The sequence below is a fragment of the Lentzea sp. NPDC102401 genome, assembly GCF_044765805.1.
In the GTDB taxonomy this organism is placed as follows: Bacteria; Actinomycetota; Actinomycetes; order Mycobacteriales; family Pseudonocardiaceae; genus Lentzea; species Lentzea sokolovensis.
The window spans coordinates 179,099-204,555 of record NZ_JBIWKS010000008.1; the positions used below are offsets into that span (position 1 = coordinate 179,099).

Consider the following 25,457-nt stretch of genomic DNA (forward strand, 5'->3'; position numbering starts at 1 on the left):
CTGAGAACTTTCTCGGATCAGCTCACGGCAGGACCTGGATCTTGCGGCCCTTACCGGCTTTGAACTGGTCCAACGCCCCGGCGTAGTCGGCCAGCGGCACCCTGTCACTGATGAAGATCTCGGGGTCCAGTACTCCGGTCGCGAAGAGGTCTGCCGCCCGTTCGAACGAGTGCAGCACCGCCATCGAGCCGGTGATGGTGATCTCCTGGTTGTAGATCTTGTACGGCTCGATGGTCACGCGGGCCGAGTAGTCCGAGACGCCGAACTGGAGGAACGTGCCGCCCTTGGCGACCCGCCCGATCCCGTCCTGGATGGCCTTCTCGTTGCCGGTGGCGTCGATGACGACGTCCCAGCCCTGCGGCCGGTCCAGCTCGTCCGCGTTCGCCGCCACCGCCGTGACGCCGAGCTGACGGGCCGTTTCGAGGCGTTCCGCGTTCAGGTCCACGACCTCGATCGACGACGCGCCGGTCAGCTTGCCGAGCTGCAGCATCATCAGGCCCATCGTGCCCGAGCCGTAGATCAGTACCCGCGACGCCATCTGCGACCGCAGCACGTCGTAGCCGCGCACCGCGCACGACAGCGGCTCGATCAACGCCGCGTCCTCGGTCCGCACGTGGTCCGGCAGCTTCACGCAGTTGGCCACGGGCGCCTTCGCGAACTCCGCCGCGCCACCGGACGTCGTGACGCCGATGGCCGCCCAGCGCTCGCACAGGTTGTTCTTGCCGGAACGGCACATCCGGCACTCGTGACAGTAGAGCGACGGGTCGACGGCCACGCGGTCGCCGACCTTCAGCTCGCTGACCTGCGAACCGATCTCCACGATCGTGCCGGCGAACTCGTGGCCCGGCACGACCGGCAGGGTGGGAGCGAACTCGCCCTGCAGGATGTGCAGGTCCGTGCCGCACAACCCGCAGGCCGCCACGTCGACGACCACTTCGCGGGGACCGCAGGTGGGATCGTCCACAGTGGTCACTTCGACGGACCCGACGCCGGTGATCACTGCTGCTTTCACTTGACTGCTCCCAACGAGAGGCCCTGGACGAGCTTGTCCTGAGCGGCGAACCCGGCGATGAGCACCGGTAGAGAGACCACGACCGCCGCGGCGCAGACCTTGGCCAGGAAGAGGCCCTGCGACGTGACGAACCCGGTCAGGTACACCGGCGCGGTACCGGCGACGACACCGGTCAGCACCCGTGCGAAGAGCAGCTCGTTCCAGCTGAAGATGAAGCAGATCAACGCCGTCGCCGCGATGCCGGGCATCGCGATCGGCGCCACCACCCGGCGCAGGGTCGTGATCAGCCCGGCGCCGTCGATCGAGGCCGCTTCGAGGATCTCCTTGGGGACCTCGGCGAGGAACGACCGCATGAGCCACACCGCGATCGGCAGGTTCATCGAGCAGTACAGCAGCGTGAGGAACGAGATGTTGTCGAGCATCCCGGAGAACTGCGCGATCAGGTAGATCGGCAGCAGCGCCGCGACCACCGGCATCATCTTGGTGGACAGGAAGAAGAACAGGACGTCCGTCCACTTCTCCACCGGCTTGATCGACAACGCGTACGCGGCCGGGATCGCCAGCAGCAGCACGATGATCGTCGATCCGATCGAGGCGCTGAACGAGTTGATCAGCGGCGGCCACGCACCGGCGTCGAAGAACTCCGCGTACCCGTCCAGAGTCAGCGGCGCCGCGATGGACGGCGGGTTCGTCGCCGCGTCCGACTCGCTGTGCAGCGACGTCAGGAACATCCAGGCCACCGGCGCGAAGAACACGAGGCCGGCGAGCCAGGCGAGCACACCCCAGCCGTGTTTGACCCATTGGGTGCTCATCGCTTCTCCTCCTTGAACAGCGAGGACACCGTGCGCAGCGCGAACGTCGCGATCAGGATCGACCCCGCCACCACGATGACGCCGGCCGCGGAGGCCTCGCCGTACTCGTGGGCCTGGTAGAAGGTCTGGTAGATCATGTACGGCAGGTTCGCCGTGCCCAGACCGCCGGACGTGATCGTGAAGACCGCGTCGAAGTTCTGCACGATGTAGATCGACCCGAGCAGCCCGCCGAGCTCCAGGTACTGGCGCAGGTGCGGGAACGTCAGGTAGCGGAAGATCTGGAACGACGACGCGCCGTCGATCGTGGCCGCCTCGACGGGTTCGATCGGCTTGCTCTGCAGGCCCGCCAGCAGGATCAGCATCATGAACGGCGTCCACTGCCACACCAGCGACAGCACGACGGCGCTCATCGGCATGGTGGAGATCCAGTCCGGCTGGGCGTCGAAGCCCAGCCAGTTCAGGATTCCGTTGAACAGGCCGTACTCCGGGTTGTAGAGCACGTGCTTCCAGATCAGCGCCGCCGCCACCGGCACCACGAGGAACGGCGCGATGAGCATGGTGCGCACGAACCCGCGGCCCTTGAACTTCTTGTCCAGCAGCAACGCCAGCCCGAGTCCGAGGACCAGGCTGATCAGCACGACCGACGCGGTGAGCACGATCGTGTTGACGACCGAGGACCGCAGATCGGGGTCGGTGAAGACGTTGACGTAGTTGTCGAAACCGGCGAACCCGCGGCTGTTCGGGTCGAGCGAGTTCCACTTCATGAACGAGATGACCAGCGTCGCCACGAACGGCAGCTGCGTCACGATGATCAGGAAGATGAGCGCGGGCAGCAACGGCGCCCGCCGCGCCCACTTGGGATAGCTCCTGCGGGGGGCGGGAGACGGCCGGTCCACGACCGGCCGCTCCTGCTCTATGACCGCCATGTCACTGCCCCTTGTACTTCGCGGCGACCTTCTCGGCGAGTCCCTGACCGTTGTTCAGCGCGTCGTCCACCGTCACCGCGCCCGCGATCGCCGAGCTGATCTGCTGCGACACCTGGGTGCCGAGATCGGTGAACTCGGGGATGCCGACGAACTGGATGCCGGGCGCCGGACGTTCCTGCACACCGGGGTTGAGCGGCTTCGCGCCCTTGATCGCGGCCTCGGCCATCGCGGAGAAGCTGCCGGAGGACTGCTTGTACTCGGCACGCTGGTAGGTCGACGAACGCTTGCCGTCGGGGAGCTTCGACCAGCCGAGGTTCTTGCCGACCAGTTCCTCGTAGCCCTTGCCGGACGCCCACGAGATGAACTTCCAGGCGTTGTCCTGCTTCTTCGACGCCTTCTGGATGCCGAACGCCCACGTGTAGAGCCAGCCGGAGCTGTCGGTCTTCACGACCGGTGCTTGGGTGAAGCCGAGCTTGCCCTTGATGGGGGAGTCGGCGGCCTCGAGCAGGCCGGCGGCGACCGTGGCGTCGTACCACATCGCGACCTTGCCCTGCGTCATGTTGTTGAGGCACTCGGCGAACCCGGCCTGCGGGGCGCCCGCCTCACCGTGGTTGCGCACGAGATCCACGTAGAACTTGGTGGCCTCCTTGAACTCGGGCGCGTTGACCTGCGCCTGCCAGTCCTTGGTGAACCACGTGCCGCCGAAGGTGTTCACGACCGTCGTGAGCGGCGCCATGACCTGACCCCAGCCCGGCTGGCCGCGCAGGCAGATGCCGCGCACCTCGGGCGTGGCGACCTTCTGCGCCGCTTCCGCGACCTGCTGCCAGGTCGGCTTCTCGGGCAGCGTGACGCCCTTGGCCTCGAAGATGTCCTTGCGGTACATGAGGAACGACGACTCGCCGTAGAACGGCTGCGCGTACACCTTGCCGTCCGCCGCGGTCAGCGACTGCCTGATCGGCTCCAGGATGTCCGCCTGGTCGAAGCCGCTGTCCTTGGACACGAAGTCGTCCATCGGCGCGAGCCAGCCGTTCTTGGCGTACATCGGCGTCTCGTAGTTGGAGATCGTCGCGACGTCGTACTGGCCTGCCTGGCTGGAGAAGTCCTGGCTGATCTTGTCGCGGACGTCGTTCTCCGGCAGCACGGTGAAGTTCACCTTGATGCCCGTGTCCTTGGTGAAGTTGTCCGCGGTGAGCTTCTGCAGATCCTGCATCTGCGGGTTGTTCACCATCAGGACGTTCACCGAGTTCTCACCACCACCCCCGCCACCGGCACCCGAACAGGCGGACGCGAGCAGCAACACGGCGGTGGCGGCCCCGAATGTGCGAAGTGGTGTGCGAATCGACGGCATCGTCGGTTCCTTTCAAGGGTTTTTGGGCGCGTCAAAGTAGGGGGATGGCGCCCAAAGGAGAGGGGCGTTCAGGCTCTGATGACCTTGGGGCCTAGCAACGTGTAGCGGTGGGCCTCGTGCGCGCTGAGGCCGCTGTCCGTGACGACCGCCTCCAGATCGGAGACCTCGGCGAACCGGTGGAAGCTGGAGACGCCGAACTTCGTGTGCGTCCCGACGAAGATCTTGCGCCGGGAAGCGTTGAGCGCCTTGGCCTTCACCGCGCCGACCGCCGGGTCGGGCGTGGTCAGGCCGTGCTCGCGGGAGATGCCGTTCGCGCCGATGTAGGCGAGGTCGATGACCATCTCGCCGAGCATCCTGGTGGTCCAGTGGTCCACAGTGGCCAGTGTGTGGCCCCTGACGCGGCCGCCCAGCAGCAGGACGGTGCACGACGGGTGCTCGGACATCGCCGCCGCGGTCGGCAGCGACGCGGTGATGATCGTGAGCGGGTTGGTCGTGGGCAACGCCTCCGCGACGAGTTGCGGCGTGTAGCCCTCGTCGATGAAGACCGTTTCGGCGTCGTCGAGCCGTTCGGCGGCGGCCTTCGCTATGCGCCGCTTCTCCGGGACGTGCGACCCGGCGCGGAACCGGAGTCCTGTCTCGAAGCCGGCGCTCTCGACGGGGACACCGCCACCGTGCGTGCGGCGCACGAGGCCGTGTTCGTCCAGTACGCGCAGGTCGCGCCGGACCGTCTCGGGTGCGACGCGCAGTTCCTGCGCCATCTCCACCACGTCGACGCGGCCGTCGGCGCGGGCCCTGGCCAGGATGCGCCGCTTGCGTTCCTCGGCTCGCATGTCACCTGCCCACTCGGCTCTCGGGTTGCCCGTTCGGGCCGTGCATAGATGAAACACCCTCGAAACATTGTGGTCGGTGCCACAACTACGTGGAATCCTGCCCGAATTATGCCCGGCTCGCAGTGCGTGACGGCTCGTTCACGCAGGTCGACGAGAGCGGGCATGCCCGAGTCCCGGTGCCGTTCTGCCCGCATCGCCCCCATGTGGGCAAAAACAGTGAGCGGTTGTGGTCACAGTTCGACCACAACCGCTCACTGTTTGTCAGTTCGTTCCTAGCTCAGCCAGGCAGCCGCGTCCTTCGGCAGCTTTCCGTCCTCCAGCGGGATGCTTGACAACGTTGGCACGCCCGGCAGATCGATCGGAGCGTCCGACAGGTTGACGACGCACGTGTGATCGCCGCGCTTGAACGCCAGCACGTTCTCGCCGAGGTCGAGCCACTCCAGGTCGCCGTCGATGCCGCGACGCTGCGCGAAGACCTGGCGGTACAGGGCGAGCATCGAGCCGGGGTCGTCCGTCTGGACGGCGACCGAGAAGTCCTGCCAGTTCTCCGGCTGCGGCAGCCAGCTCGGACCGTCCTCAGCGGACCAGGGGAGCGGCACGCGGCAGCCGTCGCGGCCCCGGTCGGTGAAGCCGGAGCGGTGCCACACCGGGTCCTCGCGCAGCTCGTCCGGCAGGTCCTCGACCTCCCAGAGGCCCAGTTCCTCGCCCTGGTAGACGTACACGCCACCGGGCAGCGCGGCCGTGAGCATGATCGCCGCACGGGCGCGACGGGTGCCGAGCTCGAAGTCGGTCGGGGCGCCGTGCTGCCTGTCCGCGAAGGAGAATCCCGTCTTCTCGCGGCCGTAGCGGGTCACGTGCCTCGTGACGTCGTGGTTGGAGAGCACCCAGGTCGGTGGCGCTCCAACGGGTTCGTGTGCGGCGAGCGTGCTGTCGACGACCGTGCGCAGCTCGTCGGCGTTCCACGGGCAGCAGAGGAAGTCGAAGTTGAACGCGCTGTGCATCTCGTCCTGCCGGAGGTACCGGGCGAACCGGACCGGGTCCGGCAGCCACATCTCGCCGACGAGGATGCGGTCGCCGTCGTACTCGTCGACGATCTGCCGCCACCTGCGGTAGATCTCGTGCACGCCGTCCTGGTCGGAGTAGGGGAGATCCACGTCGGGCTTGCTGAAGTCCTTGATCAGACCGTCCGCCACGTCGATGCGGAAGCCGTCGACACCGCGGTCGAGCCAGAACCGCAGGATGTCCTCGAACTCGTCGTGGACGACCTGGTTCTCCCAGTTGAAGTCCGGCTGCTCGGCGGCGTAGAGGTGCAGGTACCAGCGACCGTCCGGAAGCTTGCTCCACGCGGGGCCGCCGAAGCGCGACTGCCAGTCGTTCGGGATCTCCTCGGTGTCACGGACGTGGAAGCGGTCCCACAGGCCGTCCTTGAACCACGGGTGCTGGTCGCTGCTGTGGTTCGGGACGAGGTCGATGATGATCCGGATGCCGAGTCCGTGCGCGTCCGCGATGAGCTTCTCGGCGTCGGCGAGCGATCCGAACACCGGCTCGATGTCGCGGTAGTCGGCCACGTCGTAGCCGCCGTCGGCCAGCGGGCTCGGGTACCACGGGTTGAGCCAGATCGCGTCGAAGCCGAGGCTCGCGATGTGCTGGAGCTTGGCGCGGAGGCCGGCCAGGTCGCCGATGCCGTCTCCGTTGCCGTCCGCGAAGCTGCGCAGGTAGACCTGGTAGATGGATGCGTTGCGCCACCAACTCATCTGGTGTCCTTTCAGCCTTTTACGCCGCCCGCGGTGAGCCCCGCGAGGATGTGCCGCTGGAACGCCAGGAACAGCGCCACCATCGGCAGGCTCGCCAGCACGAGGCCCGCGAGCAGGAGGTTGATCGGGGTGTCCGGAGCGAAGCGCTGAAGCGCGACACTGAGCGTCTGCTTCGCCGGGTCGGGGAACACGAGCAGCGGCCAGATGAAGTCCTTCCACGCCGCCACGACCGCGAAGATCGAGACGACGGCGAGGATGGGGCGAGAGATCGGCAGCACGATGCGGACGAGGGTCGTCCACGTTCCCGCGCCGTCGATCCTGGCCGCTTCGAGAAGTTCTTCCGGGATCTGGTCGAAGAAGCGCTTGAGCAGGTACACGTTCAGCGCGTTCGCCGCGGCCGGCAACCAGATGCCCGCCGGGTTGTTCAGCAGATCGAGGTCGGTCAGCGTGAGGTACACGGGGACCAGCACGGCCGTCGACGGCAACATCAGCGTCGCCAGCATCAGGCCCATGATCGCGTTGCCGAAGATCGGGCGGAGCTTGCTGAGCGCGTAGGCCGCGGGCACGATCACGGCCATCTGCACGGCCCACGCGCCGATCGCGACGACGAACGTGTTGAGGAAGAACCGGCCGAGGTCCATGTAGTTCCAGGCGTCGACGTACGCGCCCGGCTCCCAGGTCTCCGGCAGGATCGTCGGCGGTTGCTGCGCCAGTTCCGCCGGCGGTTTGAACGCGCCGATCAGCACCCAGACCAGCGGGAGCAGGAACGCCGCGGTGAACAGGACCAGCGTGCCGGCGAGGAGGATCCAGTACGCCGGGCCCGTTCCCCTCGTGAGAGTCCTCATGCGTCGGCCTTCTTCGTGATCTTGAGGTAGAGGAAGGAGAAGACGCCCAGCACCGCGAAGAGGATGAGGCTCAGCGCGCTCGCGGTGCCGAAGTCGTTGTAGTAGAAGGCGTAGCGGTACAGCAGCAGGAGCACGGTGACCGTGGACTCCTCCGGGCCGCCGCCGGTCATGATGAACGGCTCGGTGAAGATCTGCATGGTCGCCACGACCTGGAGCAGCAACAACATCAGGATCACGAACTTGGTCTGCGGGATCGTGACGTGCCAGACCTTCCTGACGATCCCCGCGCCGTCCAGGTCGGCGGCCTCGTACAGCTCGCCGGGGATGGTCTGCAGTGCGGCCAGGTAGATCAGCGTGGCCGAGCCCATGTTCGCCCACGTGATCACCAGGACGAGGCTGATCATGCTGGTGCCGGCGGAGTCGAGCCACTGGGACGTCGGCAGCCCGAGTCCTCTGAGGACGGAGTTGAACAGCCCCGGCCCCGGATCGTAGAACCACTTCCACAGCAGGGCCGTGACGACCGGCGGCAACATCACCGGCAGGTAGACCAGCAACCGGAAGTAGCCCTTGGCGTGCCGCAGTTCGTTGAGCACCACGGCCGTCAGGAACGGGACGCCGAAGCCGAGAACCAGCGCCAGAAGCGTGAAGTACAGCGTGTTGCGCCACGCCACCCCGAACAGCGGGTCCGCGAAGAGTCGCTCGAAGTTCTCCCAGCCCACCCAGTCGGGACTCGTCACGAAGTTGACCTGCTGGAAGCTCAGGACCACCCCGCGCACGATGGGGTACCAGGAGAACACCGCGAAGACGACCAGCGCGGCACTCAGGAAGCCGTACGCGGTGACGTGGCGCCGCACTTACTTCACCTGCGCCAGAACGGCGTTGACCTTGGTCTCGGCGTCCTTCAGCAGTGCCGAGTGGTCAGCGTCCTTGTTCGTCAGCACGGCCTGCACGACGGAGTCGAGAATCGCGTAGACCTGCTGCGCCTGCGGCGGTTCGAGCGAGCCCTTCGTGGCCTCCGAACCGTCCACATAGGCCTGGAAGTTCTTCACCGGCATGGTGGCGTACTTGGCCTTCAGGTCTTCCTGCTGCTTGCGCGGCTCACCGGTCCAGATGTCCGCGATCGGCGGGATCGGCAGGCCCACGGGCTGACCGCGGTCCTTGTACTTCTGCAGGTTGCCCTCGAGGCGGTCCGGGTTCAGGTACTTCCACTGGATCCACTTCAGGCCCGCCTTGATCTTCTCCGGCGTCGCCTTCGGGTTGATCATGTAACCCTCGCCGCCGAGCAGGGTTCCCTTCTGCTCCGGGATCGCGGCCAGGCCGTAGTCGTCGTACTTGCCCTTGAACTGGTTGACGATCGCGGCGACGTTGTCCGGCGCGGCCAGGTACATGCCGAGCTGCCCGGCGCCCATCATGTTCTGGACGTCGCCGATCTCCAGGAGCTGCTTCTCGCCCATGGAGTTGTCGTCCCAGCGCATCTCCTTGAGCCTGCGCAGGACTTCCTTGCCCTTGTCGTTGTTGAAGTCGGCCTTGTAGGTGTCGCCGTCCTTGCGGGCGATGTCACCACCGACGGACTTCATCCAGGTGGTGAAGTGCCAGCCGCCCTGGTTGCTCTTGCTGTACTCGGCGAACCCGGTGACACCGGCGTCCTTGAGCTTCTTGGCGGCGGCGCGAACCTCGTCCCACGTCTTCGGTGGCTGATCGGGGTTCAGGCCGGCCTTGGTGAAGTTGGTGCGGCTGTAGAGCAGGCCCATCGTGTAGTTCGCGGTGGGCAGCCCGTAGACCTTGCCGTCGACCGTGAAGACGTCCTTCAGCTCCTGCTTGAGGTCGCCGTAGTGCGGGACGTCCTTGACGTAGTCGGTGAGATCGGCGGCCTGTTTGCGTGCGATGAGCGCGGCGGGATCGGTGAAGTAGACGTAGAAGACGTCTTCGAGCTGACCGCCGGCGAGCTTGGCGGAGAACGTCTTCGGGTCCATGAACCCCTCGTGCGGCACGAGGTCGATGTCCTGGTTCTGCTTCTCGAACTCCGCGACGTCCTCGTCGAAGACCTTGCGGTCGAACGCCTGAGTCTGCGGCGGCTGACCATTGATGTTGATCGTGACCTTGCCGCCGGGCTCAGTCGTGGAACCGCTCCCACAGGCGGCGGTGCTCAGAACGAGGACACCGCCTAGCAGCACGGCAGCGGACTTCTTCATGGTGGGGCCGCCCTTCTCGCGAGCGCGTCGATGTGACGGCGACCATAAGTCTCCGTTACATCTGAACGCAATATCCAGACGAAAACTCGCAAGAAGACGACTGTGCTTGTTACCTCACCGGCGCACTGGACGCCCGCACCACCAACTCCGGCTCGAACAGCAACTCGTCCGGCGCCACCGCGTTGCCAGAGATCTGGTTGGCCAGCAGCTCGACGGCCGCCCGCCCCATCGCCTCAATGGGCTGTCGCACCGTCGTCAGAGGCGGATCGGTGCAGGTCATGAAGGCCGAATCGTCGTACCCGATGATCGACACGTCCTTGGGCACGTCCAACCCAGCACGCCGCACGGCCCTTATGGCACCGAGTGCGAGGGGGTCGCTGGCGCAGATGATCGCCGTGACCCCGCGCTGCACGAGCTTCATCGCCGCCGCCTGCCCACCTTCAAGGCTGAACATGGCGTGCTCGACATCCGCGCCACCGCACTTGTCGATGGCCTGCATCTTCCGCTGACTGGGCACGTGATCCGGCGGCCCGAGCACCGCTCCGATCCGCTTGTGCCCAAGCGACGTGAGGTGCCCGTACGCCTGCTCAACGGCCACCGCGTCATCACACGACACCCGCGGAAACGCCAGGTCGTCTATGGCGGCGTTGACCAGCACCGCAGGCAGCTTCCGCGACATCATCTGCTGGTAGTGCCCGTGGCTCGCGTCCTTCTGCGCGTACAGCCCGCCAGCGAACACGATCCCGCTGACGTGCTGCTCCAGCAACAGTTCCAGGTACTCCGCCTCCGTCACCCCGCCGGCCGTCCGCGTGCACAACACGGGCGTGAACCCCCGTTGCGCCAGCGCGTTCCCGACCACGTCCGCGAACGCGGGAAAGATCGGGTTCTGCAACTCGGGCAACACCAGCCCGACGAGCCTCGCCCGTTCGCCCCGCAACTGCGTGGGCCTCTCGTAACCCAGCACGTCAAGTGCCGTGAGCACCGCACTCCGCGTGGCGTCCGAGACCCCCGGCTTGCCGTTCAGCACCCGGCTGACGGTGGCCTCGCTGACCCCGACCTTGGCCGCGACCTCGGCCAGCCTCCGTTGCGTCATGGCGCAAGTGTACGCAATTTCTTGCGCTCGCTTGCAGTGCCATGCTCACCCTCCTGGCAGGCGCCCGCCGGGCCACGTCGTGGCTAGGCTCCAATGCCATCCGCAGGTGAGGGAGACCGAGATGGCCACCGACCCGCTCAAGCCCGTTCCCACCCCGGTCCCGCAGGATCCGGAACGCTCCTGCTGGCCGCTGAAGCCGGTGAAGCCGGTCCGCGGAGTCGACTGGTTCCTGCGCATGCCCAACGGCGGCGGCACCGTTTACGCGAGGCCAGCGGACTGACCTTCGCGTGGTCGCGTGGTCGCGATCTGGTGACTCAGCCCATCGCCTCGCGCCACAGCAACGCCACCCCGTGCCCTGGCAGCAACCACGATCGCACGTCCAGGTCGACGAGGTCGGTCGCCTCCAGCCACTGGGCGGCGGCGGTCGCCGACTTGAACGTGAACGGCATGACCCGGAACTCGTGCCTGGGGGACTGGTCGACCGCCAGTTGCGTCGCGTCGAAGCTGATGGTGTCCACAAAGGACGGATAGGGTGACTGCCAGTAGCAGAATCCGTCATTGGTGCGCTGCAGGGTGCGCGACGAGATGGTGAGCCGGCGGATCGCGCGGACCACGTGGTCGTCGGCGATGCCGTTGAGATCGCATTCGAAGATCCGCAGATCACCCAGGTGGTCGTGCGGGCTGAGCTTTCCCAGCGGGGCCATGGGTTGCCGGAAGAACCTCAGGTAGTTGGCCCACTGGTCGAATCTCACCTCGACCGGCGGGATCTGGCTGGGTTGCACCGAACGGGGCTGGTCATCGTGGTCGAGGTAGTCGATGTCGATCTTGGTGGAGTCGAGCAGGTCGTCGACGGATTCGAGGAACAGCGACGGGTCCGGGATGAAGTACAGCTCGAACAACGGGTAGCGGCAGGCGGCGCTGATCGTGTCGCGCAGGGTGGCGTTCGACGTCGCGAAGATGACGAAGCGGTCAGTGGGGACGTCCCTGCGGAACTGGTACCGCTGGGTCGTCATCAGGTGGTAGGTCTTGGTGTCGATGCCCTGCAGTCGCAGCTTCACCGTGGTGCCGGTGCTGATCGTCAGGTCGCCGCCGTGCGGACGTACGCCCTCGCCGCCGAGAACGCCCGCCACCACGTCGTCGTTGGCCTGATCCGCTCCGTACACGGTCGACAGGAACGTGCGTAGGACTTCGGACGGCAGCAGGTGCTGGACGATGCCGGGCCCGGAGATCCGGCCGATCTCCGCGACGAGGCGCTTGTGCAGGAACAGTTCGTAGGTGGCGAGCAGGAAGCCCGCCAACGCGGGCAACGGCCAGAGCACGACCAACACGTCGTGCAACAGGCTTCGCGTAGCGGGCTGCCACAGCAGTACCGCGGTCAGGTCCGCGGCTGCGACAACGATCAGCAGGATTGCGACGGCCAACGCTTGTTTGTGCCTGCGCGCCGCCACCACCTGGTCGCCGCCCCCTCACTCCACCTGGTCGTCCATACATGGTGGGAGTGATGGGGGATCAGCGCCAGACCCTTTCGGTCCTTGTCGTATCAGCAACGCGTCAGCGCGACTTGCCCCAGATCGGGTTGTCCGACACCCCGACGTAGGTGCTGAGTGTCGCCTTCGGCTGCGTGTCGTCGGCGGCCACGTCGTTGTACAGGCCGAGAAGGTGAGTGGTCATCGCGCTCTTCGCGCCCACCTCGTCGTGCCGGCGGAGGAACCAGATCACCTGCTCGTGCTCGTTCGCCGAGCGGTTGTGCACCTCGCGGGACGGATGCGCGTGCCGCTTGCAGTCCTGCAGACCGGGCACGAGCACCTGGTACATCTGCTCCAGGAGTTCGTTGTGCGACGCGCGGATCAGAGCCGAGTGGAACTCCTCGTCCGACTCGATCACCTCCTGCGTGTCGTCGACAGGTGCCCGCTGATAACGGTGGTTCAGCTTCGCCAGTTCGTCCAGCTCACCGTCACCCGCGCGCACGGCCGCGAGACTCGCGGCGGTGGTCTCCAGGGCGATCCGCACTTCCAGCAGGTCCGTCTGGGAGAACTGCCGGGCGGCGAGCCTGCCTTCCAGGTGCTCCTCGACGGCGGCGAGGTCGGTGCGGCGCACGTACCAGCCCAGGCCGCGGCGGACCTCGACGATGCCCTGCAACTGCAGTCGTTGCAGCGCTGTACGCAGCGACGACCGGGCGACATCCAGTTTGCGTGCCAGTTCCGGCTCGGTGGGGAGGCGGTCACCGGCTTTGAGGGTGCCGCCGATGATCTGCTCCCGGAGCTTCTGCTCGATGAGTTCCGGAAGGGGCCGTCGCGAATCCGGCGAGAGCGACCAGCTCTCGCCGAAATGGACGTCGTCGGCGGGCATTGGTCCAGGGTAGGCCTGTTGCCTGTCGGTTGCAACTTGTCTGGCAACCTGGCGACCGTTGACAGACAACCTACAACACGAGACGCTTGTAGCAGGCGAGACGCCCAGGACCGCCCACACCTGGGAGCACGCGCTCGCTCAGTCGGGAGGAAACGAGATGTCCACAGGGAGTGCACTCGGAATCGCCGGAGCCGTCGCAGTCGCCGTCACCGCCATCGGATGGCGCACCGTGCTCACGATGGTCGCAGTCTCGATCATCGCGCTTGCCGTCGTCGGCTTCGTGAACGTCACCAGCATCATGTTCGGCTGATGAGACCCAGCAACCCGGTGCCCGGTCAGCGTCCTCCAGGCGCAGGCCGGGCACCGGTCTTCTAGGGGGATCCCGCTATCGCGTCAGTGACGCAGGTCGCTATCTTCCCGCGACAGGGAGCTTTCGGTGGTCACGCGCCGACTCCACGCCGCCGGGTACGTGAACACGGGGTCTTCGATGTTGGGTTCTCCATCAGCACCTGCACTGCACGCGCGGCTCGCACCCGCGGATGTGCTGGTCGACGAGCGACGTGCGCTCTACCGCGTTGCCGTCGACCTGTTCGTGCCCGGCACGGAGATGTCAGACAACCTCCTCGACCATCCGATCGTGCGCTACGAGGTCGGTCGCGCCCTGGCGGGGCATGGTGGCGTGGACCTGGAGGCGCTGCGCGAGATCGCCGCGATGGACGTGCGGGACGTCGGCATCGCGGTGGCGTCCGATCCGGCGGCAGCCCAGCAGCTCGAAGCACCGTTGCGCATCATCGCCCCATCCGGTCAGGCGCCGCAGCCGCTCACCGAGGCGGACGGAGAGCGGTTCGAGACGGCGATCAAGATCGTGGCCGAGGGTGTCGACCTGTTCAGGCGCCTCGCACCCGCGATGGCCGGCGACCTGCTGGCCCACGTGTCGATGCTCGCGGTGCTCAAGGCGGAGACGTCCGGGGGAGTGGTCTCCGCGTCGTCGCGATACGTGCCCGGAATCGTGCTGATCGACGAGCCTGTCAGCCCGATGGAGGTGGCTGAGGCGCTCGTGCACGAGGGCGCGCACGAGAAGTTCTTCGACTTCGCCATCACGCGAGAGTTCCTCGACGCGCACGCCGAAGACGCGGAGTACTTCGAGAACTCCTGGTCTCACGCCCGCTGGCCCCTGGAGCAGACCTTCGCGGCCTGGCACGCCTACACCTGCCTCGGCCAGTTCTTCCTGTTGTCCGACTCGGAACAGCTCGGCCCGCACTCCTTGCTGCCCAAGGCGCGGGAGCGGGCCGCGGAGATCGGCGACTGGTTGCTGGCGCACGAGCACGACCTCTTGCCGGACGCACGGTGGTTGCTGTACGCGCTCGCGGGCCAAGTGGCCGGTGCGGCGGAAGAGGTGTCCACTGCGGATGCGTCCCTCCTCGCCACCGGCGTCCGCGAGGACGGGAGGTTCCGGGTGCTGCCGGACGTGGCGTACCGGCTCGCGAAGAGCGGTCGCGCCGTGGTGGGCCGCATGGAGGAACAGCCGGAGATCTTCTGGCTCGACCCCGACGCCGGCTGGGTGCTGAACGAGTGCCGCCGGGCGCCGGTGCCGTTCGGGCTGCTGCTCGGGAAAGCCGCCGAGCAGTGGCAGATCGACGTGCCCGAGACGCGGCGGCGCCTGGTGGCCGCTCTGGGGTCGTTGCACGTGTTCTCGATCATCGAAGCGAGTGAGTGACTCACATCTTTCGAGAAGGAACCATGACCACCTCGAACCGGGTCGTCCGTCAGCAGCAGTTCCCTCCAGTCACGGGGGCGCGGCTCCCGCGGCTGCCCCCTGGGGCGGGCGTGCCGGAGGGGCGGTCCGTGGTGCCGATCGAGTGGTTCCGGCGCATGCCGAACGGCGGCACGGTCTACCTGCGCCCGCCACGTTGATCTTGTTGGTGGCGCCGCCTATGACCGCAGGTATTTCGTGCCGAATGAGAAATGTGTTCATTTCTTCTATTCCTGGCTGAGTGAGTCGTGCTTAGGATGACGGTCGGGAGCAGTTGTTCCGCCGCACGGCCCATCGCGGTCCCGCCTGATGTCCTGCAAGTGCGGGCTGAACGGGCCTCACACTTTTGTGTTCCAAGCGGCGAACGTGCAGGTGAGGCCCCCTGTGGAGCGTTGTAGACTTCCGCATCCGGTCCACCCGGTGTGCCACAAACCCCTACGCGTTCGACGTAGCCACCACTCGTTTTCCGGCGCGCGTCGGGACGTTGGGTGATGAATATCGTTCGAGGTCACACTCAGGCGAACCGGGTATCACCAGCTCGACACCGTCTTGTAGACGACTCGTGACTGAGGGCTTCTCGGGGTATCCGGTGTTACTCGGGCGAAGTCCCCGACCATTCGTCGAGAAGGAAGTATGACCACCCTGGACCAGCCTGACGGTCGACCTCGGCCCTCCGGCGGCGATGGAGATCCAGACCCGCACGTCTCCGTCGCGAAGGTGCGGATCCGCGTAGTCGTTCCGCACACTCAATTGCACGACGTCCTCGCTGCCCTCCTTGACCGCGAAAAGGACGAGGAGGGCAGCTAGCGCCGACTGCCGAGCGGTGCGCCGGATGATCTTGCGGGAGAGCAGCCCTCGCTGCGCGAGTTTCCGGCCGATTGCAGAGGTGAACGCAATTCTTCTGTTCCCGGCGGCTTGTATCGCACCTAGGATGGCCGCCGGGAGCAGTTTTGCATCGCATGCGAGGCCACGGCCCGTGCGTTGTCACTCTCATGCGGACCGGACGTCGAGCCTCACACTTTCGTGGTATCAATGCGGAAACGTGCAGGTAGGGCGCTTGTGGGCCGTTGTACACTTCGCCATCCCGGTCTACCGGTATTGCTACACGGCAGTTCCGCATCTCCTCGTCAAAGCGGTTCACCAGCGGTTTTCTGGCGTTGCGCCGGACGATAGATGATCAATACCGTTCGAGGTGACACTCAGGCGGACCGGGCTTCATCAGTTCGACTCCCTGGTTTGGGGCGGTCGCGGCTGGCAGCGTTCGGCGGCACGAGTGTTCTTCGGACTAGGTCCCGAACCATTCGTCGAGAAGGAACCATGACCACCCCGAACCAGCCTCTCGGTCTGCCCCAGATCCCCCTTGGCGCCGGCGTTCCTGTTCCCCACCTCCCCACTGGGGTGGGTCCGGTGCTCGGCCAGCCCGTCACCCCCGTTGACTGGTTCCGGCGCATGCCGAACGGTGGCACGGTGTTCCTCAAGCCCGCCGAGGTGGCGCAGAACGACTGAGGTCGTTCAGCGCTTGTGTGCTTTCGAAGGGGGTCTGCCCGTCAGGGCAGGCCCCCTTCGGCGTTTGGTCGTTTGGGGATACGACCTCACGGAGGGGTAACGACTCGGCCACAAGGGCGTAGTCGATCGTCATCTAGACCGTTCGGGGGTCGTCGATCGTCTTAGATCGCCGCATCCATCAACCCCCACGGAGTAACCCGATGCGTCTGACGCCTCTGAGAAGATCCGGCCTGCTCGGCGCCACCGCCGTGGCTGCCGTGGCCACCCTCGCTCTGGTGACCACCGCTTTCGCCCAGCCCGACAAGCCGGCTCCGACGTCTGGTGACAGCCGCGCGGTCGCGTACGCGGGCAACGTCGACATCAGCCACAAGGACGCCTGCACCGTCGGCGGGCTGACCGGCACCCCGATCGCGCCCGGCGAGTTCACCTTCACCGGCGGTGTCGACCAGCAGGACGTGGACATCACCGCCGGCCCCACGGGCGTGACGGTCACCGGTGTCGTGGTGAAGGGCGCGGACGCCTACAACGTCTACCTCGCCGACAAGCTCGGTTCGCTGCCGTGGAACGACCTGCGCGCGCCGGACAAGAACGACAAGGCTCCGGCCATCAGCCACTGGTACGCCTGTGGCATCAAGGACACGACGACCACGACTACGACCACGACGACTTCCACGTCGACGGTCACGCACTCGTCGTCCCCGAGCTCGACCACGAGCACCACGACGACCACGACCTCTGGCGAGATCGCGCCGACCACGACCACGACGGTCGCGCCGGTGCCGGTCGCCAACGAGGACGACCTGGCCTCGACCGGATTCGGGTCCGCCTGGCTGCTCGGCCTCGGTGCCGCGCTCGTCGCCGCTGGTGCCGCTGTGCTGCTCGTGATGCGCAGGCGTCGCGCCTAGAGCCACCCACGTCTTGAAAAGCCGCCCCGCCGTAGTTCTTCACGGTGGGGCGGCTTTCGTTTGGGGTTGCACCTCACGGAGCAGTAACAACTCGGCCACAGGGATCACTGTTGATCGTCATGTAACCCGATTGGGGGACGTCGATCGTCTTAGATCGCGGCATCCGCCGAGCCCACGGAGTGACCCGATGCGTTTGACGTTCCCGCGAAGATCCGGCCTGCTCGCTTCGGCCGCGCTGGCCGGTGTCGCCTCGCTGGTGCTGGCGACCAGTGCGTTCGCCGACGGGGTGAGCACTGACGACGCGCGTGCGCAGCCCTTTCTCCAGTTCGTCGACTTCAATCATCCCGAGGCCTGCACCGTGGGTGGGCTGACCGGGACGCCGATCCATCCCACCAAGTTCACCTACGCCGGTGGCGACAACCAGCAGAACCTGGACATCACCGCTCTGCCGGCGGACTTCAAGGTCACGGGCATGGTGGTGCGTGCTGGGGACGTGTTCAACGTCTATCTCGCCGGCAAGCTCGGTGAGGCGTTGCCGTGGAAGGGGTTGCGGGCTCCGATCGTCGGGGACTCGGCACTGCCGGAGATCGGTGAGTGGTTCGGGTGTGGTGTGGCCATCGAGAAGCCTCCGGTCACGACGACCACCACCACGACCACCACGACCACCACGACCACGACGAAGACCTCGACTCAGTCTCCGACGTCGAGCACTGCCGCGACGTCGTCTGCGGAAGTGGTGGTGCCGACGACCACGACCACCGAGGTGCCGGTCGCCCAGGTCGCTCAGACGGGCGGGCTGGCGGCGACCGGGTTCGGGTCTGCGTGGCTGCTCGGGTTCGGTGCCGCGCTCGTGGCCGCTGGCGCCGCGCTGGTGCTCGTGATGCGCAGGCGTCGCGTCTAACTGTTCTCCATCAGCAAGCCCCAGAGCGTGCCGAAGAGAATTCGCACCTCCAGGTGAAACTCCACGTCTGAAGAAGCCGCCCCGCCGCCGTAGCTGTCCACGGCGCGTTGGGCGGCTTCTTTGCCGCGGGCGCCTGCCAGGCAGGCCAGGTCCCAGGCGATCGGGCCGCGCCAGGTGTCCTCGAAGTCGTTCCAGACCGGGCCCGTCGGGGTCATCAGCAGGTTGCCGTAGTGCGAGTCGCCGTGCAGCGGCTGGACGTCGTTGTGGTGCGCGTCCCACTCGGACAGGAGTTCGGCGCGGCGGGAGCGGAACTGGTCCAGGTCCGGCACGCCCAAGCCGTCCAGGTAGATCAGTGTGTTGTCGACGTCGTCCATCGGGCCGCGCGACGGCAGCGCGCCGTCGTAGAGACGCAGTTCGGCGTGCAGGTCGGGCAGGAGCTTGAGCACTTCAGGGCGAGTCAGTTCGGCCGAGGGGTCGTGCGGGACGTAGGTGCTGAACGTGAACACGAAGCCACCGCGCGTGTGAGGTCCGGGAGGAAGTCCCTCGGAAGGCGTCACGATCGGCACGCCGCGTGAGGCCAGGAAGGCTGACACGGACAGATCGCGGGCGAAGTGATCGGCGACGGCAGGACGAACCAGGGCTGTGCGCGCGGCGATCCGGGCCGCGACCGGGGCCGGACGCAGATGCACGATGACGTTGCTGCCGTCCTTGAGCACGACGGGATCGGTGCACGTCACACCGTGCAAGGCTGCAAACGACACCGCGGCGCGCACGCCTGCCAAAGCATCCACGGCCAGAAGGCTGGCATCAGCCCTGAGGGAGAAGCGACTCCATTTCCGCGATCTCCTTCTCCTGGTGGCTAACGACGTCCTGGGCGAGCTTGCGGGTCTCGGGGTCGGTGCCGGCCGAGAGGTGCTTCTGCGCCATCTCCACGGCGCCGCGGTGGTGCTGGATCATCAGCGACAGCCACTGGCGGTCGAAGTCGGTGCCGTCCAGTTCGGCCAGGTTGCCCAGTTCGACCATGCCGTGCGTCTCCGTGTGGCCGTGCGTGGAGTGCGAGGACGCCTGCACCGGCGCGTTCCACGTCCGGAGCCAGCCGTTCATGCGGTCGATCTCCGGCTTCTGCGCGCCCTCGATGCGCTTGGCCAGATCGATCACGTGCTGGTTCTCCGTGCGGGACGCGACGAGGCCGGACATCTCCAGCGCCTGTTCGTGGTGCGGGACCATTCCCCGCGCGAACTCGACGTCCGCGGAGTTGTGCGTGGCGGGAGAGCCGCAGGCGGCCAGCAACAGGACAGAAGCGACAGCGAGCAATCGGAGCACGGCGGCAGGATACGTGTGACGTGCGCTACGCCGCTGGCCACCGGCCATGGCCCACCCGAATGGAGCTGATCGGCTCCGTCTAATATCCCGGGGAGTTTCCCGAACGAACTGGTCCCACCAAGGCCTGGAGGCACCGTGACGGCCGTAGCCCCGCAGCCGATCGCAACGCGTCCTTATCCGACGCGCACTGCGGTCAAGGGGTCCTTCCTGCTGCGGATGTTCCGCACCACGGACCACAAGCAAATCGGCATCATGTACCTGGTCACCTCGTTCGCCTTCTTCATGGTCGGCGGCGCGATGGCCATGCTGATGCGGACCGAGCTGGCCCGGCCCGGCATGCAGTTCCTCTCGCAGGAACAGTTCAACCAGCTCTTCACGATGCACGGCACCGTGATGCTGCTGCTGTACGCAACGCCGATCGTCTTCGGCTTCGCGAACTTCGTCCTGCCGCTGCAGATCGGCTCGCCCGACGTGGCGTTCCCGCGGCTCAACGCCTTCTCGTACTGGCTCTACCTCTTCGGTGGCCTGATCGTGATGGCGGGCTTCATCACCCCCGGTGGTGCGGCTGACTTCGGCTGGTTCGCGTACACGCCGCTGAGCAACGCCATCCACTCGCCCGGCGTCGGCGCCGACCTGTGGATCTCCGGCCTGGTGGTCGGTGGTCTCGGCACCATCCTCGGCGCGGTGAACATGATCACCACCGTGGTCTGCCTGCGCGCGCCCGGCATGACGATGTTCCGGATGCCGATCTTCACCTGGAACATCCTGGTGACGTCGGTGCTGGTGCTGCTCGCGTTCCCGATCCTGACCGCGGCCCTGCTGGGCCTGCTGGCGGACCGGCATCTCGGCGCCCACGTGTTCGACCCCGCCAACGGCGGTGTGATCCTGTGGCAGCACCTCTTCTGGTTCTTCGGGCATCCGGAGGTCTACATCGTCGCCTTGCCGTTCTTCGGCATCGTGTCGGAGATCTTCCCGGTGTTCAGCCGCAAGCCGATCTTCGGTTACAACGGCCTGGTCTACGCGACGCTCGGCATCGCGGCCCTGTCCGTCGCCGTGTGGGCGCACCACATGTACGCGACCGGCGCCGTGCTGCTGCCGTTCTTCGCCTTCATGACGTTCCTCATCGCGGTCCCGACCGGTGTGAAGTTCTTCAACTGGATCGGCACGATGTGGAAGGGGCAGCTGACGTTCGAGACGCCCATGCTGTTCAGCATCGGCTTCATCGTCACGTTCCTCTTCGGTGGTCTGTCCGGCATCCTGCTGGCCGCGCCGGCGATCGACTTCCACGTGTCGGACACGTACTTCGTCGTCGCGCACTTCCACTACGTGCTCTACGGCACGATCGTGTTCGCGACCTTCGCGGGTATCTACTTCTGGTTCCCGAAGATCACCGGCCGTTTCATGGACGAGCCGCTCGGCAAGCTGCACTTCTGGACGACGTTCCTCGGCTTCCACGCGACGTTCCTCGTCCAGCACTGGCTGGGCAACGAGGGCATGCCGCGCCGGTACGCCGACTACCTCGCGTCCGACGGCTTCACGACGCTGAACATGATCTCGACGATCGGCGCCTACATCCTGGGCGCGTCGACGCTGCCGTTCATCTGGAACGTCTTCCGGAGCTACCGCTTCGGTGAGGTCGTGAAGGTGGACGACCCGTGGGGCTACGGCAACTCGCTCGAGTGGGCCACCTCGTCCCCGCCGCCGCGGCACAACTTCACCGAGCTGCCCCGGATCCGTTCGGAGCGCCCGGCGTTCGAGCTGCACTACCCGCACATGATCGAGCGGATCCGGAACGAGGGCCACGTGTCCTTCACCGGCAAGACGATCGCGCACAAGGACGCGAAGCCTGCTCCGTCGGAGCTCGCTGCAGCGGCCATCAAGTCTGGTACGGCCTCCGAGAAGGAAGATCCGAACCACGACAAGTAACCTGCCAGTAACAGGTTCAACGATGAGCCCCGGCTGCTTCTCGCGGTCGGGGCTCTTCGCGTCTGACGAGGAGACGACGACGTGAAAACGCCCGTGCTCATCACCGTGACCGGCCCCGACAAGCCCGGCGTCTCCTCTGTGCTGTTCGCCGTGCTGACACGGCACGGCGTCGAGGTGCTCGACGTGGAACAGGTCGTGATCCGGGGCCGGCTGGTGCTCGGCGCGCTGGTCTCGACCGACCACGACCCCGAGGGCCTGCAGGAGTCGGTCGAGCAGGCGATGGCCACCGTCTCGATGCACGTGGAGATCGAGATCGGCGCGGACTCGAAGCGCACCGCGCGCCTGGAGTCGTCGCACGTGCTGATCGTGCTCGGCCGTCCGGTGACCGCGAAGGCGTTCACCGAGGTCGCGCGCCGGCTGGCGTCGCTCGGTGTGAACATCGACGCGATCCGCGGCGTCGCCGACTACCCCGTCACGGGCCTCGAGCTGCGCGTTTCGGTCGCCGACGACACGATGGAGAACGACACGGAGCTGCGGTCCGCGCTCGCCGAGGTGTCGGTGCGGGTGGGCCTCGACATCGCGGTCGAACGGGCCGGCCTGACCCGGCGGGCGAAGCGCCTGGTGGTGTTCGACGTCGACTCCACGCTGATCCAGGGCGAGGTGATCGAGATGCTGGCCGCGCACGTCGGGTGCGAGGAGCAGGTGCGCGAGATCACCGAGGCCGCGATGCGCGGCGAGCTCGACTTCGCCGAGTCGTTGCGGCGCCGGGTCGCGTTGCTGGAGGGCCTCGACGAGAAGGTGCTGGAGGAGGTCGGGGCCTCGCTGGAGCTCACGGCCGGTGCCCGCACGACGATCCGCACGTTGAAGCGCCTCGGCTTCTACTGCGGTGTGGTGTCCGGCGGCTTCACGTCGGTGATCACGGGCCTCGCGGACGAGCTGCAGCTGGACTTCTGCGCGGCGAACACGCTGGAGGTCGTGGACGGCAAGCTGACCGGACAGGTGATCGGCGAGATCGTCGACCGGCCGGGCAAGGCCGTGGCGCTGCGCCGGTTCGCCGAGGAGGTCGGCGTGTCGCTCGCGCAGTGCGTGGCGGTCGGTGACGGCGCGAACGACATCGACATGCTGAGTGCGGCCGGTCTGGGCATCGCGTTCAACGCCAAGCCGGCGCTGCGCGAGGTGGCTGACACGGCCTTGTCGCACCCGTTCCTGGACGCTGTGCTCTTCATCCTCGGCGTGACGAGGGCCGAGGTGGAGGCCGCGGACGCTGCGGACGGCTTGGAGCTGACCCGGCTGTGATGATTCTCGACCTCATTGCCTCCCGGAACTACGCGGAGGAGTCCGAAGTCCGCGCGATGCCCATGGTGTTGCGCATCGAACGCGTTGATCCGCCGTCCCGGACGGCGTTGCTGGAAGCCGCGGCCGCTTCGGCGGTCGCGGTGTGTCTCGACCCACGGGCCGACGTCGGTGGCGAGTGGCATGAGGCCGTGCGGGCGTGGGTGGCCGGGCGGATCCGCAAGGTGTCGCGGCGGGCCCGTGGCGTGCAGTGGGACGCCGTGCAGGAGCTGCCAGGGGTGACGATCACCGTGGACGGTGCGTCGGTCCGGTCGTTGCTGCCGGTGCTGGTGACCGAGACGCCTCGGGAGGTCGCCAAACTGCAGATCTCCGGGTCCGACCTGCCTCCTGACGAGCCCGGAGCGGTTCCTGAGGGTGCGCGGCTGCTGTACGTGAACCCGCGCGTCGAGATGTCCGCCGGGAAGCTCGCGGCCCAGGTCGGGCACGCGTCGATGCTGCTGGCGCCGCGCCTGTCCGAGGCCGACCTCAAGGCGTGGGCGCTGCTGGACTACCGGTGCGCCGTGCGGACGCCGTCCGTCGCGGAGTGGGATGCGCTGCTCGGTCGTGACGACGTCGTCGCGGTGCGGGACGCGGGTTTCACGGAGGTCGAGCCGGGAACGACGACGGTGCTCGCTGTTTAGAAGCGCGCGAAACGGGTAAATCCGCCTCGTGGGCTTACTCGATGTTCTCGACGCCCGGCTCGGTGACGGGCTGGAGAACCTGCTGTGCTCGCACCACACGCGCCGACTGCGGCGGCTGGGGTGGGGCGAGGTGCTCGACGGCGACGGCGCGGGGCCGTTCACCCCGCGCCGGCCGGTGCAGCACGGCAACAAGATCGAGGTCCTGATCGACGGCGCCGCCGCGTTTCCCGCGATGGCAGAGGCGATCGAGAACGCGCAGAAGTACGTGCACATCGCGAACTGGCACGCGTCACCGGACTTCCGGTTGACCCGCGAGCCGGGCGCGCCGCAGTTGCGTGAGCTGCTTTCGGCCGCCGCGGAACGGGTTCCGGTGCGCGTGCTGCTCTGGGCCGGTCCGCCCTTTCCCATGTTCGAGCCGACGCGCAAGCGTGCTTTGGCTGCCCAGAAGGCTTTCTGGGAGTGCGGCGCCGTCCGGTGCGAGCTGGACGCGCGCGAGCGGACCCTGCACTGCCACCACGAGAAGATCGTGATCGTCGACGACGTGGCGTTCGTCGGCGGCCTCGACATGACCGCGGTGGAGGGCGACCGGCACGACTCGCCGGAGCATCCGCCGCGTGACCTCGGCTGGCACGACCACATCGCGCGCATCGAGGGCCCCGCCGTCGCGGAGGTGGCCGCCCACTTCGCCGCGCGCTGGCTGGAGATCGCGGGGGAGACGCTGCCCGCACCCGTCGTGCCGCCGGAGGCCGGATCGTCGTCGGTGCAGCTGGTGCGGACGATCCCGGAGAAGACCTACTCGTTCGCGCCGCACGGCGACTTCAGCCTGCTCGACTCGTACCTGCGGGCGCTGCGGTCGGCGGAGTCGTTGATCTACGTGGAGAACCAGTTCCTGTGGTCGCCGGAGATCACCGAGGTGCTGCTGGAGAAACTGAGCAACCCGCCGACGCCCGAGTTCCGGATGGTGTTGCTGCTGCCGCAGAAGCCCAGCAACGGCGCCGACACCACCCGCGGTCAGCTGGGCCGGTTGATCGACGCGGACACCGACAAGCGACTCGTCGCCGCAACCCTTGTCTCCCATGGCGATGCCCCGGTCTACATCCACGCCAAACTGGCCATTGTGGACGATCGATGGCTCTCGGTCGGCTCGGCGAACCTGAACGAGCACTCGCTGTTCAACGACACCGAGGTGAACGTCGTGACCGACGACCCGGAGGTGGCCCGGTCGACCCGCCTGCGGCTGTGGACCGAGCACCTGGGCGCGGACGCCTCCGGCCCCGCGCACGTCGTGGTCGACGAGGTGTGGCGGCCCGCTCTGGAGCGCCCGGCGCGGGTCACGCCGTTGCCCGGTGTGTCCCGCCGTGCCGGAAGATTGCAAGGACCGTTACGTGGATTGCTGGTCGACGGCTGACCTGCGCCGCTAGCGTGGCGGCGTGGCCAACGAGGTGACGATCCCGCTGCTGCCGTGTGCCTCCATCGACGAGGTGGCCGAGTTCTACGTGATGCTCGGGTTCACGGTCACGTACCGGCAGTACCGGCCGAACGCGTACCTCTCGGTGCGCCGCTCGGAGATCAACCTGCACTTCTTCGGCATCCCGGGCTACGAGCCCGCCGAGTCGTACAGCTCGTGCCTGATCCAGGTCGAGGACCCGCGGGAGCTGTACGAGGCGTTCGCCCACGGCATGCGCGCGGTCTACGGGCAGGTGCTGCTCACCGGCATTCCGCGGATGACGCGGCCGCGGCGGGACGGGTTCCTGATGGTCGACCCCGGCGGCAACTGGATCCGGGTGGTGCCGGCCGTGCGGGAGCGGGAGGCCACGCGCAACGGGCTGACCAGGGCGTTGACCAACGCGGTGACGCTGGCCGGGTCGCACGGGGCGGAGCGGCAGGCGTTGAAGATCCTCGAAGGGGCGCTGGTGCGGGAGGTGCACGCCTCGGAGGAGGAGCGGGCGTCGGCGCTGGAGTTCCGCGAAGAGCTGCTTGAACGGCTTAATCTACATAGGTAGTATTAG

At 67.0% G+C, this 25,457-nt stretch carries 26 protein-coding genes; 12 read left to right on the top strand and 14 right to left on the bottom strand.

All coding sequences use genetic code 11. The features are described from left to right. Positions 1-22: 22 nt before the first annotated feature. From ACIRG5_RS27235 to ACIRG5_RS27280, 10 genes are all read right to left on the bottom strand, one after another. On the bottom strand, positions 23-1,012 hold the full coding sequence (locus ACIRG5_RS27235) for a zinc-dependent alcohol dehydrogenase family protein (protein ID WP_402909405.1): 990 nt from the start codon (positions 1,010-1,012) through the stop codon (positions 23-25). Next, positions 1,009-1,824, bottom strand: coding sequence for a carbohydrate ABC transporter permease (locus tag ACIRG5_RS27240; RefSeq protein WP_402909407.1), 816 nt, complete (start codon positions 1,822-1,824; stop codon positions 1,009-1,011). Before ACIRG5_RS27240 ends, ACIRG5_RS27235 begins: the two co-directional genes overlap by 4 nt. Continuing rightward, positions 1,821-2,750 (bottom strand): carbohydrate ABC transporter permease, encoded by a 930-nt coding sequence (locus tag ACIRG5_RS27245; RefSeq protein ID WP_402909410.1) that lies wholly within the window; start codon positions 2,748-2,750, stop codon positions 1,821-1,823. The genes ACIRG5_RS27240 and ACIRG5_RS27245 overlap by 4 nt, the downstream gene beginning before the upstream one ends. Position 2,751: 1 nt before the next feature. After that, positions 2,752-4,098, bottom strand: a complete 1,347-nt coding sequence (locus tag ACIRG5_RS27250) for an ABC transporter substrate-binding protein (RefSeq protein ID WP_402909413.1) — start codon at positions 4,096-4,098, stop codon at positions 2,752-2,754. A 68-nt stretch (positions 4,099-4,166) separates the two neighbouring features. Further along, positions 4,167-4,928, bottom strand: coding sequence for a DeoR/GlpR family DNA-binding transcription regulator (locus ACIRG5_RS27255; RefSeq protein WP_093598618.1), 762 nt, complete (start codon positions 4,926-4,928; stop codon positions 4,167-4,169). Positions 4,929-5,200: 272 nt separating this feature from the next. Then, the gene (locus tag ACIRG5_RS27260) at positions 5,201-6,682 is read right to left on the bottom strand and encodes a glycoside hydrolase family 13 protein (protein WP_402909416.1); all 1,482 of its coding nucleotides are present in this window, start codon (positions 6,680-6,682) and stop codon (positions 5,201-5,203) included. 11 nt (positions 6,683-6,693) lie between these two features. After that, positions 6,694-7,527 (bottom strand): carbohydrate ABC transporter permease, encoded by an 834-nt coding sequence (locus tag ACIRG5_RS27265; RefSeq protein WP_402909419.1) that lies wholly within the window; start codon positions 7,525-7,527, stop codon positions 6,694-6,696. Further along, positions 7,524-8,381 (bottom strand): carbohydrate ABC transporter permease, encoded by an 858-nt coding sequence (locus ACIRG5_RS27270; protein ID WP_402909422.1) that lies wholly within the window; start codon positions 8,379-8,381, stop codon positions 7,524-7,526. Before ACIRG5_RS27270 ends, ACIRG5_RS27265 begins: the two co-directional genes overlap by 4 nt. Next, complete coding sequence (locus ACIRG5_RS27275) at positions 8,382-9,719, bottom strand: ABC transporter substrate-binding protein (protein ID WP_402909424.1); 1,338 nt, start codon at positions 9,717-9,719, stop codon at positions 8,382-8,384. It abuts the gene before it with no gap. Between the two features lie 109 nt (positions 9,720-9,828). After that, entirely contained in the window at positions 9,829-10,812 is a 984-nt protein-coding gene (locus tag ACIRG5_RS27280) for a substrate-binding domain-containing protein (protein WP_319978053.1), read from the bottom strand. Positions 10,813-10,918: 106 nt separating this feature from the next. Between ACIRG5_RS27280 and ACIRG5_RS27285 the strand changes: the two genes are divergently transcribed. Next, the gene (locus ACIRG5_RS27285; RefSeq protein ID WP_402909428.1) at positions 10,919-11,092 is read left to right on the top strand and encodes a hypothetical protein; all 174 of its coding nucleotides are present in this window, start codon (positions 10,919-10,921) and stop codon (positions 11,090-11,092) included. Between the two features lie 34 nt (positions 11,093-11,126). Here the strand turns inward: ACIRG5_RS27285 and ACIRG5_RS27290 are convergent, their stop codons facing one another. Together ACIRG5_RS27290 and ACIRG5_RS27295 are read right to left on the bottom strand one after the other, a co-directional pair. Beyond that, positions 11,127-12,233, bottom strand: a complete 1,107-nt coding sequence (locus tag ACIRG5_RS27290) for a hypothetical protein (RefSeq protein WP_402909431.1) — start codon at positions 12,231-12,233, stop codon at positions 11,127-11,129. A gap of 130 nt (positions 12,234-12,363) precedes the next feature. Further along, entirely contained in the window at positions 12,364-13,161 is a 798-nt protein-coding gene (locus ACIRG5_RS27295; protein WP_319978056.1) for an FCD domain-containing protein, read from the bottom strand. Between the two features lie 157 nt (positions 13,162-13,318). On the opposite strand from ACIRG5_RS27295, the gene ACIRG5_RS27300 reads away from it, so the two are divergent. From ACIRG5_RS27300 to ACIRG5_RS27325, 6 genes are all read left to right on the top strand, one after another. Then, positions 13,319-13,471, top strand: coding sequence for a hypothetical protein (locus ACIRG5_RS27300; RefSeq protein ID WP_189158876.1), 153 nt, complete (start codon positions 13,319-13,321; stop codon positions 13,469-13,471). 126 nt (positions 13,472-13,597) lie between these two features. Further along, on the top strand, positions 13,598-14,878 hold the full coding sequence (locus ACIRG5_RS27305) for an aKG-HExxH-type peptide beta-hydroxylase (RefSeq protein ID WP_402909435.1): 1,281 nt from the start codon (positions 13,598-13,600) through the stop codon (positions 14,876-14,878). Positions 14,879-14,901: 23 nt separating this feature from the next. Then, entirely contained in the window at positions 14,902-15,075 is a 174-nt protein-coding gene (locus ACIRG5_RS27310; protein WP_402909438.1) for a hypothetical protein, read from the top strand. Positions 15,076-16,231: 1,156 nt separating this feature from the next. Further along, on the top strand, positions 16,232-16,420 hold the full coding sequence (locus tag ACIRG5_RS27315; protein WP_402909441.1) for a hypothetical protein: 189 nt from the start codon (positions 16,232-16,234) through the stop codon (positions 16,418-16,420). Positions 16,421-16,620: 200 nt separating this feature from the next. After that, the gene (locus tag ACIRG5_RS27320; protein ID WP_402909444.1) at positions 16,621-17,325 is read left to right on the top strand and encodes an LPXTG cell wall anchor domain-containing protein; all 705 of its coding nucleotides are present in this window, start codon (positions 16,621-16,623) and stop codon (positions 17,323-17,325) included. 187 nt (positions 17,326-17,512) lie between these two features. Then, positions 17,513-18,226, top strand: coding sequence for an LPXTG cell wall anchor domain-containing protein (locus ACIRG5_RS27325; RefSeq protein WP_402909448.1), 714 nt, complete (start codon positions 17,513-17,515; stop codon positions 18,224-18,226). Here the strand turns inward: ACIRG5_RS27325 and ACIRG5_RS27330 are convergent. Next, positions 18,223-19,017, bottom strand: coding sequence for a phosphotransferase family protein (locus ACIRG5_RS27330; protein ID WP_402909451.1), 795 nt, complete (start codon positions 19,015-19,017; stop codon positions 18,223-18,225). The genes ACIRG5_RS27325 and ACIRG5_RS27330 overlap by 4 nt on opposite strands. A gap of 16 nt (positions 19,018-19,033) precedes the next feature. Continuing rightward, on the bottom strand, positions 19,034-19,549 hold the full coding sequence (locus ACIRG5_RS27335; protein WP_402909453.1) for a DUF305 domain-containing protein: 516 nt from the start codon (positions 19,547-19,549) through the stop codon (positions 19,034-19,036). Between the two features lie 135 nt (positions 19,550-19,684). Here ACIRG5_RS27335 and ctaD point away from each other — a divergent pair, with 135 nt between their 5' ends. From ctaD to ACIRG5_RS27360, 5 genes are all read left to right on the top strand, one after another. Continuing rightward, positions 19,685-21,475: a cytochrome c oxidase subunit I gene (gene ctaD / locus ACIRG5_RS27340; RefSeq protein WP_319978065.1), complete on the top strand. Its 1,791-nt coding sequence runs from the start codon at positions 19,685-19,687 to the stop codon at positions 21,473-21,475. Between the two features lie 81 nt (positions 21,476-21,556). Next, positions 21,557-22,771 (top strand): phosphoserine phosphatase SerB, encoded by a 1,215-nt coding sequence (gene serB, locus ACIRG5_RS27345; RefSeq protein ID WP_402909456.1) that lies wholly within the window; start codon positions 21,557-21,559, stop codon positions 22,769-22,771. Beyond that, positions 22,771-23,448, top strand: a complete 678-nt coding sequence (locus ACIRG5_RS27350; protein ID WP_330270629.1) for a peptidyl-tRNA hydrolase — start codon at positions 22,771-22,773, stop codon at positions 23,446-23,448. Before serB ends, ACIRG5_RS27350 begins: the two co-directional genes overlap by 1 nt. A 28-nt stretch (positions 23,449-23,476) precedes the next feature. Next, complete coding sequence (locus tag ACIRG5_RS27355) at positions 23,477-24,856, top strand: phosphatidylserine/phosphatidylglycerophosphate/cardiolipin synthase family protein (RefSeq protein WP_402909459.1); 1,380 nt, start codon at positions 23,477-23,479, stop codon at positions 24,854-24,856. 22 nt (positions 24,857-24,878) lie between these two features. Continuing rightward, a complete protein-coding gene (locus ACIRG5_RS27360) occupies positions 24,879-25,451 on the top strand; it encodes a VOC family protein (protein ID WP_360040100.1) in 573 nt (190 codons plus the stop codon). Positions 25,452-25,457: the final 6 nt, after the last annotated feature.

Excerpts from the sequence above, each read along its gene's own strand:
- ACIRG5_RS27240 (WP_402909407.1), bottom strand. The coding sequence starts at position 1,824 with ATGAGCACCCAATGGGTCAAACACGGCTGGGGTGTGCTCGCCTGGCTC.
- ACIRG5_RS27245 (WP_402909410.1), bottom strand. The coding sequence starts at position 2,750 with ATGGCGGTCATAGAGCAGGAGCGGCCGGTCGTGGACCGGCCGTCTCCC.
- ACIRG5_RS27250 (WP_402909413.1), bottom strand. The coding sequence starts at position 4,098 with ATGCCGTCGATTCGCACACCACTTCGCACATTCGGGGCCGCCACCGCC.
- ACIRG5_RS27255 (WP_093598618.1), bottom strand. The coding sequence starts at position 4,928 with ATGCGAGCCGAGGAACGCAAGCGGCGCATCCTGGCCAGGGCCCGCGCC.
- ACIRG5_RS27260 (WP_402909416.1), bottom strand. The coding sequence starts at position 6,682 with ATGAGTTGGTGGCGCAACGCATCCATCTACCAGGTCTACCTGCGCAGC.
- ACIRG5_RS27265 (WP_402909419.1), bottom strand. The coding sequence starts at position 7,527 with ATGAGGACTCTCACGAGGGGAACGGGCCCGGCGTACTGGATCCTCCTC.
- ACIRG5_RS27275 (WP_402909424.1), bottom strand. The coding sequence starts at position 9,719 with ATGAAGAAGTCCGCTGCCGTGCTGCTAGGCGGTGTCCTCGTTCTGAGC.
- ACIRG5_RS27280 (WP_319978053.1), bottom strand. The coding sequence starts at position 10,812 with ATGACGCAACGGAGGCTGGCCGAGGTCGCGGCCAAGGTCGGGGTCAGC.
- ACIRG5_RS27295 (WP_319978056.1), bottom strand. The coding sequence starts at position 13,161 with ATGCCCGCCGACGACGTCCATTTCGGCGAGAGCTGGTCGCTCTCGCCG.
- ACIRG5_RS27300 (WP_189158876.1), top strand. The coding sequence starts at position 13,319 with ATGTCCACAGGGAGTGCACTCGGAATCGCCGGAGCCGTCGCAGTCGCC.
- ACIRG5_RS27310 (WP_402909438.1), top strand. The coding sequence starts at position 14,902 with ATGACCACCTCGAACCGGGTCGTCCGTCAGCAGCAGTTCCCTCCAGTC.
- ACIRG5_RS27315 (WP_402909441.1), top strand. The coding sequence starts at position 16,232 with ATGACCACCCCGAACCAGCCTCTCGGTCTGCCCCAGATCCCCCTTGGC.
- ACIRG5_RS27320 (WP_402909444.1), top strand. The coding sequence starts at position 16,621 with ATGCGTCTGACGCCTCTGAGAAGATCCGGCCTGCTCGGCGCCACCGCC.
- ACIRG5_RS27325 (WP_402909448.1), top strand. The coding sequence starts at position 17,513 with ATGCGTTTGACGTTCCCGCGAAGATCCGGCCTGCTCGCTTCGGCCGCG.
- ACIRG5_RS27350 (WP_330270629.1), top strand. The coding sequence starts at position 22,771 with ATGATTCTCGACCTCATTGCCTCCCGGAACTACGCGGAGGAGTCCGAA.